The 5,295-nt window shown below is 65.5% G+C and carries 5 protein-coding genes and 1 pseudogene; 5 read left to right on the top strand and 1 reads right to left on the bottom strand.

Going from position 1 to position 5,295, the window contains the following annotated elements:
• The 4 genes from VJ811_RS11030 to VJ811_RS11015 all read left to right on the top strand — a co-directional run.
• Positions 1-1,203, top strand: a 1,203-nt coding sequence (locus VJ811_RS11030; protein ID WP_324072316.1) for a S41 family peptidase, incomplete at its 5' end; no start/stop codon positions are given.
• 12 nt (positions 1,204-1,215) lie between these two features.
• Positions 1,216-1,698 carry a disulfide bond formation protein B gene (locus tag VJ811_RS11025; protein WP_324072315.1) on the top strand — a complete coding sequence of 161 codons (483 nt, stop codon included), beginning with the start codon at positions 1,216-1,218 and terminating at the stop codon, positions 1,696-1,698.
• On the top strand, positions 1,695-2,213 hold the full coding sequence (locus tag VJ811_RS11020; RefSeq protein WP_324072314.1) for a demethoxyubiquinone hydroxylase family protein: 519 nt from the start codon (positions 1,695-1,697) through the stop codon (positions 2,211-2,213). The genes VJ811_RS11025 and VJ811_RS11020 overlap by 4 nt, the downstream gene beginning before the upstream one ends.
• A 76-nt stretch (positions 2,214-2,289) precedes the next feature.
• The gene (locus VJ811_RS11015; protein ID WP_324072313.1) at positions 2,290-2,892 is read left to right on the top strand and encodes a hypothetical protein; all 603 of its coding nucleotides are present in this window, start codon (positions 2,290-2,292) and stop codon (positions 2,890-2,892) included.
• A gap of 56 nt (positions 2,893-2,948) precedes the next feature.
• On the opposite strand, the gene VJ811_RS11010 is transcribed toward VJ811_RS11015, so the two are convergent.
• A complete protein-coding gene (locus VJ811_RS11010; RefSeq protein WP_324072312.1) occupies positions 2,949-4,886 on the bottom strand; it encodes a S9 family peptidase in 1,938 nt (645 codons plus the stop codon).
• A 134-nt stretch (positions 4,887-5,020) separates the two neighbouring features.
• Here VJ811_RS11010 and VJ811_RS11005 point away from each other — a divergent pair.
• Positions 5,021-5,295 (top strand): annotated as a pseudogene (locus VJ811_RS11005) (hypothetical protein); the annotation flags it as partial.

Genomic DNA, 5,295 nt, shown 5'->3' with positions numbered 1-5,295 from the left:
GTCGACGATTCGAAGCTGATCGAAGGCGCGATCAACGGCATGCTCGCCAGCCTCGACCCGCATTCGGGCTATCTCGACGCGCGCGGCTTTTCGAACCTCAGAACCCAGACCGACGGCGAATATGGCGGACTCGGCCTGTCGGTGACGATGGAAGACGGCGTCGTGAAGGTCATCGCGCCGACCGCCGACACCCCGGCCGACAAGGCGGGAATCAAGGCGGGCGACTATATCACCCACATCAACAAGGAACTGATCTTCGGTCTGACGCTCGACGAGGCGGTCGAACAGATGCGCGGGCGTCCCGGCACCGAGATCGGGATCACCGTCGTTCGCGAAGGCCAGGACAAGCCGATCGAGATGACGCTGACGCGCGAGATCATCGACCTGAAGCCCGTGAAGTGGGAAGTCAGCGGCGATGTCGGTGTCCTCACTGTCACCAGCTTCTCGGCCGACGCCACCACCGACCTGAAGGCCGCGATGATGGCGGTCGAAAAATCGCTCGGCAAGAAACCGCGCGGCTGGATCCTCGACCTCCGTTCGAACCCCGGCGGGCTGCTCGACGAAGCCGTCGGGATCAGCGACCTGTTCCTCGAACGCGGCGAGATCGTCTCGCAGCGCGGTCGCAAGAAGGGTGACATCGAACGTTATTTCGCCGAACCCGGCGACCTCGCCGGCGGCGCGCCGGTGGTTGTGCTGATCGACTCGGGATCGGCGTCGGCCTCCGAAATCGTCGCAGGCGCGCTGCAGGACCAGCACCGCGCGGTCGTGATGGGCGAACGCAGCTTCGGCAAGGGATCGGTGCAGACGGTGCTGCCGCTGACCGACACCACGGCGCTCCGCCTGACCACGGCGCGTTACTACACCCCGTCGGGCCGCAGCGTGCAGGAAGGCGGGATCGAACCTGATATCCGCGTGCCGCAGATTTCGGATCCCGATTATGCGTCGCGGCCGAAGTTCCGCGAGAGCGACCTGCGCCGCCACCTCGTCAACGAAAAGAAGGTCGACAACGGCCTGCTCGAAAAGGACGAAAAGGCCGATCCGCGCTTCTCCGCGACCGCCGCCGACCTGAAGGCGAGGGGCATCGAGGATTTCCAGCTGCATTATGCGTTGCAGACGATCGGGCGCATCAACCCGATGGCACCGCGCATGGCGCAGAGCGGCAAGCCGCCGGTCAAGCCCGCCAAGCCGACCGCTCGCAACTAAGGGGTGCGGCACATGCTGAACTCGCGGCTTTCCGCGCCCGTCGTCGCGTTTCTCGCGCCGCTGCTGCTCTATGGCGGTGCGCTCGTGTCGCAATATGGCTTTGGCCTGCATCCGTGCGAAATGTGTTATTGGCAGCGCTGGCCGCATCAGGCCGCGATCCTGCTGGCGCTGCTCGCGTTGCTGCTGCGCCGCAATGACAAGGCGATGCGCGCGCTCACCCTGCTCGCCGCCGTCGCCATCGCGATCAGCGGAGCGATCGGCATGTTCCACGCCGGGGTCGAATATGGCTTTTGGGAAGGCATCACCACTTGCGCGACCAGCGGCGCTGGCTCCGTATCGCTCGATTCGATCATGAACGCGCCGCTGATCCGCTGCGACACCGCCCAATGGACGCTGTTCGGCATCTCGCTCGCAGGCTTCAACGCGATCTTCTCGGCTTGTGCGGCCGCGTTCGTCTTGACCTTGCTGCGCCGGAAGACCACATCGGCGGCATGAGCAAAGCCGGCAAAAACGCATCGATGATCCGCGTCGACCAGGCGGGCGAATATGGCGCGACGCGCATCTATGCGGGGCAACTCGCGGTGATAGGCGACCGCCACACGATGGCGCGCGAGATCGCGCATATGGCCGAGCAGGAAGAGCGGCACCGCAAATTCTTTGACGATATGATCGCCAAACGCGGCGTCCGCCCGACCGCGCTCCAGCCCTTCTGGAAGGTCGCGGGCTTCGCATTGGGTGCGGTGACCGCCGCAATGGGTCCGCGCGCCGCTATGGCGTGCACCGCCGCGGTCGAGACCGAGATCGACCGCCATTACCGGCACCAGCTCGACGAACTGGGCGACAGCGACCCCGAACTGAGCGCCGCGGTCGACGAGTTTCGCGCCGAGGAACTTGAGCATAAGGAAGCCGCGCTGGCGGCGGGTGCCGAAAGCGCGCCCGGCTATCCGGTCCTCAGCCTCGCGATCCGCGCCGGTTGCCGTGCAGCCATCGCGCTGTCGAAACGTATCTGATAGAATAGCCGTCGCCGTTCACGACGGATGCAGATAATGGCTGCCGTGCCGCCTGAAACGACAAAGGAAGATCGAAATGACCCGCCTCCCCCTGTTCGCGCTGATCCTTGCCGGCAGCACTGTCGCCATGCCCGCCGCGGCGCAGCAGTCGGTGGACGCCGAAAAAATCAACCAGGTCATCGTCTATGGCGACGACAAGTGCGAACAGTCGAGCCCTGACGAAATCGTCGTCTGTAACCGCCTGCCTGAAACCGAGCGCTATCGCGTTCCCGAAATGCTGCGCGGCAATCCGCTCGACGTGCGCAACGAAGCCTGGGCGAACAAGGTCGTCGCGCTCGAACGCGTCGGCCGCTTTGGCACCGACAGTTGCTCGCCGACCGGCCTCGGCGGCTTCACCGGCTGTACGCAGGCGCTGGTCGCCGGCGCGAAGGCCGAACGCCAGGCCGCGAACAAGACCGACTGGCAGGCAATGATCGCCGACGAACGCGCCAAGCGCATCGCGGGCATCGACGCCGCATCGGACGAAGTCGAAGCCGCGGTGGTCGCGGAGGAGCGTGCGCTCGCCGAACGGCAGAAGGCGGCCGAGGAACTCGAGCGTCAGGCGAGCGGCCAGGCGCCCGCGCCGACCGCGCCCGACGAAGCCGACGCGGCGCCGCTGCCGACCCCACCGAAGAACTGAGCTGGCCTTCCGGCGAGCGGTCGCGCCCGGCATTCGCCGGAGCGTGACACCCGCCGTCAGTTCAGCAGATATGTCTGCCAGAAGAGCAGCGAAGACCAGAATGTGTAGTCCACATTCTCCTTCTTGCCCCACTGGTGCCCCTCGTTCGTCGCCACCAGATGCCAGGCGGTGCCGCCGCCCTTGCGCACCGCGGCCACGACCTGATCCGCTTCGGACGCAGGCACGCGCGGGTCGTTGGCGCCGGTGACGACAAACAGCGGCTTGCGGATGTCGGCGACGCGCGTGAGCGGCGAGATTTCCATCAGCTTCCGGCGCTGCGCCGGATCGCGCTCGTCGCCATATTCGACGCGGCGCAGGTCGCGGCGATATTCCTGCGTATTCTCCAGGAAGGTCACGAAGTCGGAGATGGCGACGACGCAGAGGTTCGCGCGCAGCTTGTCGGCGAAATGCGTCGCGGCGGCATAGCACATATAACCGCCATAGCTGCGCCCGGTCAGGCCGAAGCGCGACGCGTCGAGCCGCGTGTCCTTTGCGAGGACATCGAGGAACACCCCCATGTCCTTGACGCTGTCCTCGCGCTTGAACGGCCCGTTGTCGAGCCCGACGAAGCGCTTGCCATAGCCGGTCGAACCGCGGACGTTCGGATAGAAATAGGCGACCCCCAGTTCGTTCACGATATAGTTGGTGCTCCCGAGATATTCGGGGCGCCACTGGCTTTCTGGCCCGCCGTGAACATGCATGATCAGCGGCCGTTTGCCCGGAAATTTCGCCGGATCGGGGCGATAGAGAAATCCCGACATCTCGGTGCCGTCGAAGCTCTTGATGCTGACCAGTTCGGGTTCGACGTTACGCGCGGCGTCCAGCCCGCCGGTCTCGCTCTGCGTCCAGCGCGTCACGGCGAGCGTTTCGGGGTCGATACTATAGGCATCGGCCGCGCTGCGCGCCGACGTGAAACCGATGCCGATCGCACCCCACGGCGCGATGTCGATATGCCCGATGACGCCCGCGGGCAGCGCGTCGACCGTGCGCGCCCGGCCGCTCGCGACGTCGAGCACGCGCAGCCGGCTCACGCCCGCTTCGTTGACCGCATAGGCGATGAATCGCCCGTCGCCCGAGATATCGAATGCCTCGACATCCCATTTTCCCGCGGGGCCGCGCGGGGTGAACGCCCCGGTCGCGGGGTCGAGCGTGCCGAGGCGCTGCACGTCGCTGCCGGCATCGCTCGCCACCCAGATCGTGCCGTCGGACCCGAAGGAGGCGCCGCTGAAAGCGATCTTCTTCGCGTGATTGCCGACCGGCGTCATCTTTCCGCTCGCAAGATCGAGACGGAACAGATCGGTCTTTTCGACCGACGCCGAGCGCTGGACGAGCGCCCAGCTCTTGTCGGGCGCGAAACCTGCGACCGACCAGCCGTTGCTGTTGACCTGCCCGGCCAGTCGCGCTGACGCGGGGTCGCGCGGGTTCATGACATAGATATCATTGTCGCGGCCGTTGTGGCGGGTCGAAGTGAAAGCGACGAGGCTGCCGTCCTTGCTCCACGCGTCGAGCGAATTGCGGCTCTTGCCGTCGGTCAGCATCGTCAGCCGGCCATCCTTCATCGCGAAAATCTGGTAAAATTCGCTGCCGCCGATGTCCTTTTCGATCAGCATCACATCGCCGGTCCCGGGCGCCCAGCCACCGTGCGAAACCGGTTCGGCCTCGAAGGTTAGCTGCTCGCGCGCGCCGAGCGGCCGCGCGATTCGGTGAAGTTGCGCCGTGTTACCGAACCGTGTCGCGACAAGCATCGACCGGTCGGCAGGGTTCCAGCCGACGAACGCCGCGGTGCGATATTCGAGATAGGGCCGGGTCGCCGCCGCCAGCGCCGCGGGCACCGCAGGCACACCGTCGGCGACAAGCGCGGCGGGCTTCGGTTCGACGGCCGGCGCCTCTTCCCCTGCGGCCAGCGCGGGTGCAAAGGGCAAGGCAAGGGCGGCCAGAACGGCGAGATAACGCATGATTGATTTCCCCGGTTTCCTGAAATGGACGGATAGAACCTAGACGCTACCGCCGCCAGCCCCGGAAGCAAGTCGACCAACTGCACACCCGGCTCAACCATTGACCGCATTTGTGAGCCGACAAGGCGATGAATATGGCCGTTTTTGCAGCATTTTCGCAGCTGAGCGCGATTCAGTTGCGAATCCGCGCCGAGCTGAGTGAAAAAATTAACGAATCACTGGCAAGCTGTCTTGACTTGGGAATTTTTGGGGCAAATCGTGCGGTTCTGGGAATCGCCAGCCTAGGGGGCTGTAACATGGCATCAGCATTTGGACCGCGCCTATGGAGGCGCACGACCGTCAGCGTGCCGCCGGCACGGAGCCTGGGTCGCCGAATGACGTGGCATGCCGCCGCCGCCCTTCTCGCCTT

The organism is Sphingopyxis sp. (genome assembly GCF_035250425.1).
GTDB lineage: Bacteria > Pseudomonadota > Alphaproteobacteria > Sphingomonadales > Sphingomonadaceae > Sphingopyxis.
This window is presented reverse-complemented; position numbering and strand designations above follow the sequence as displayed.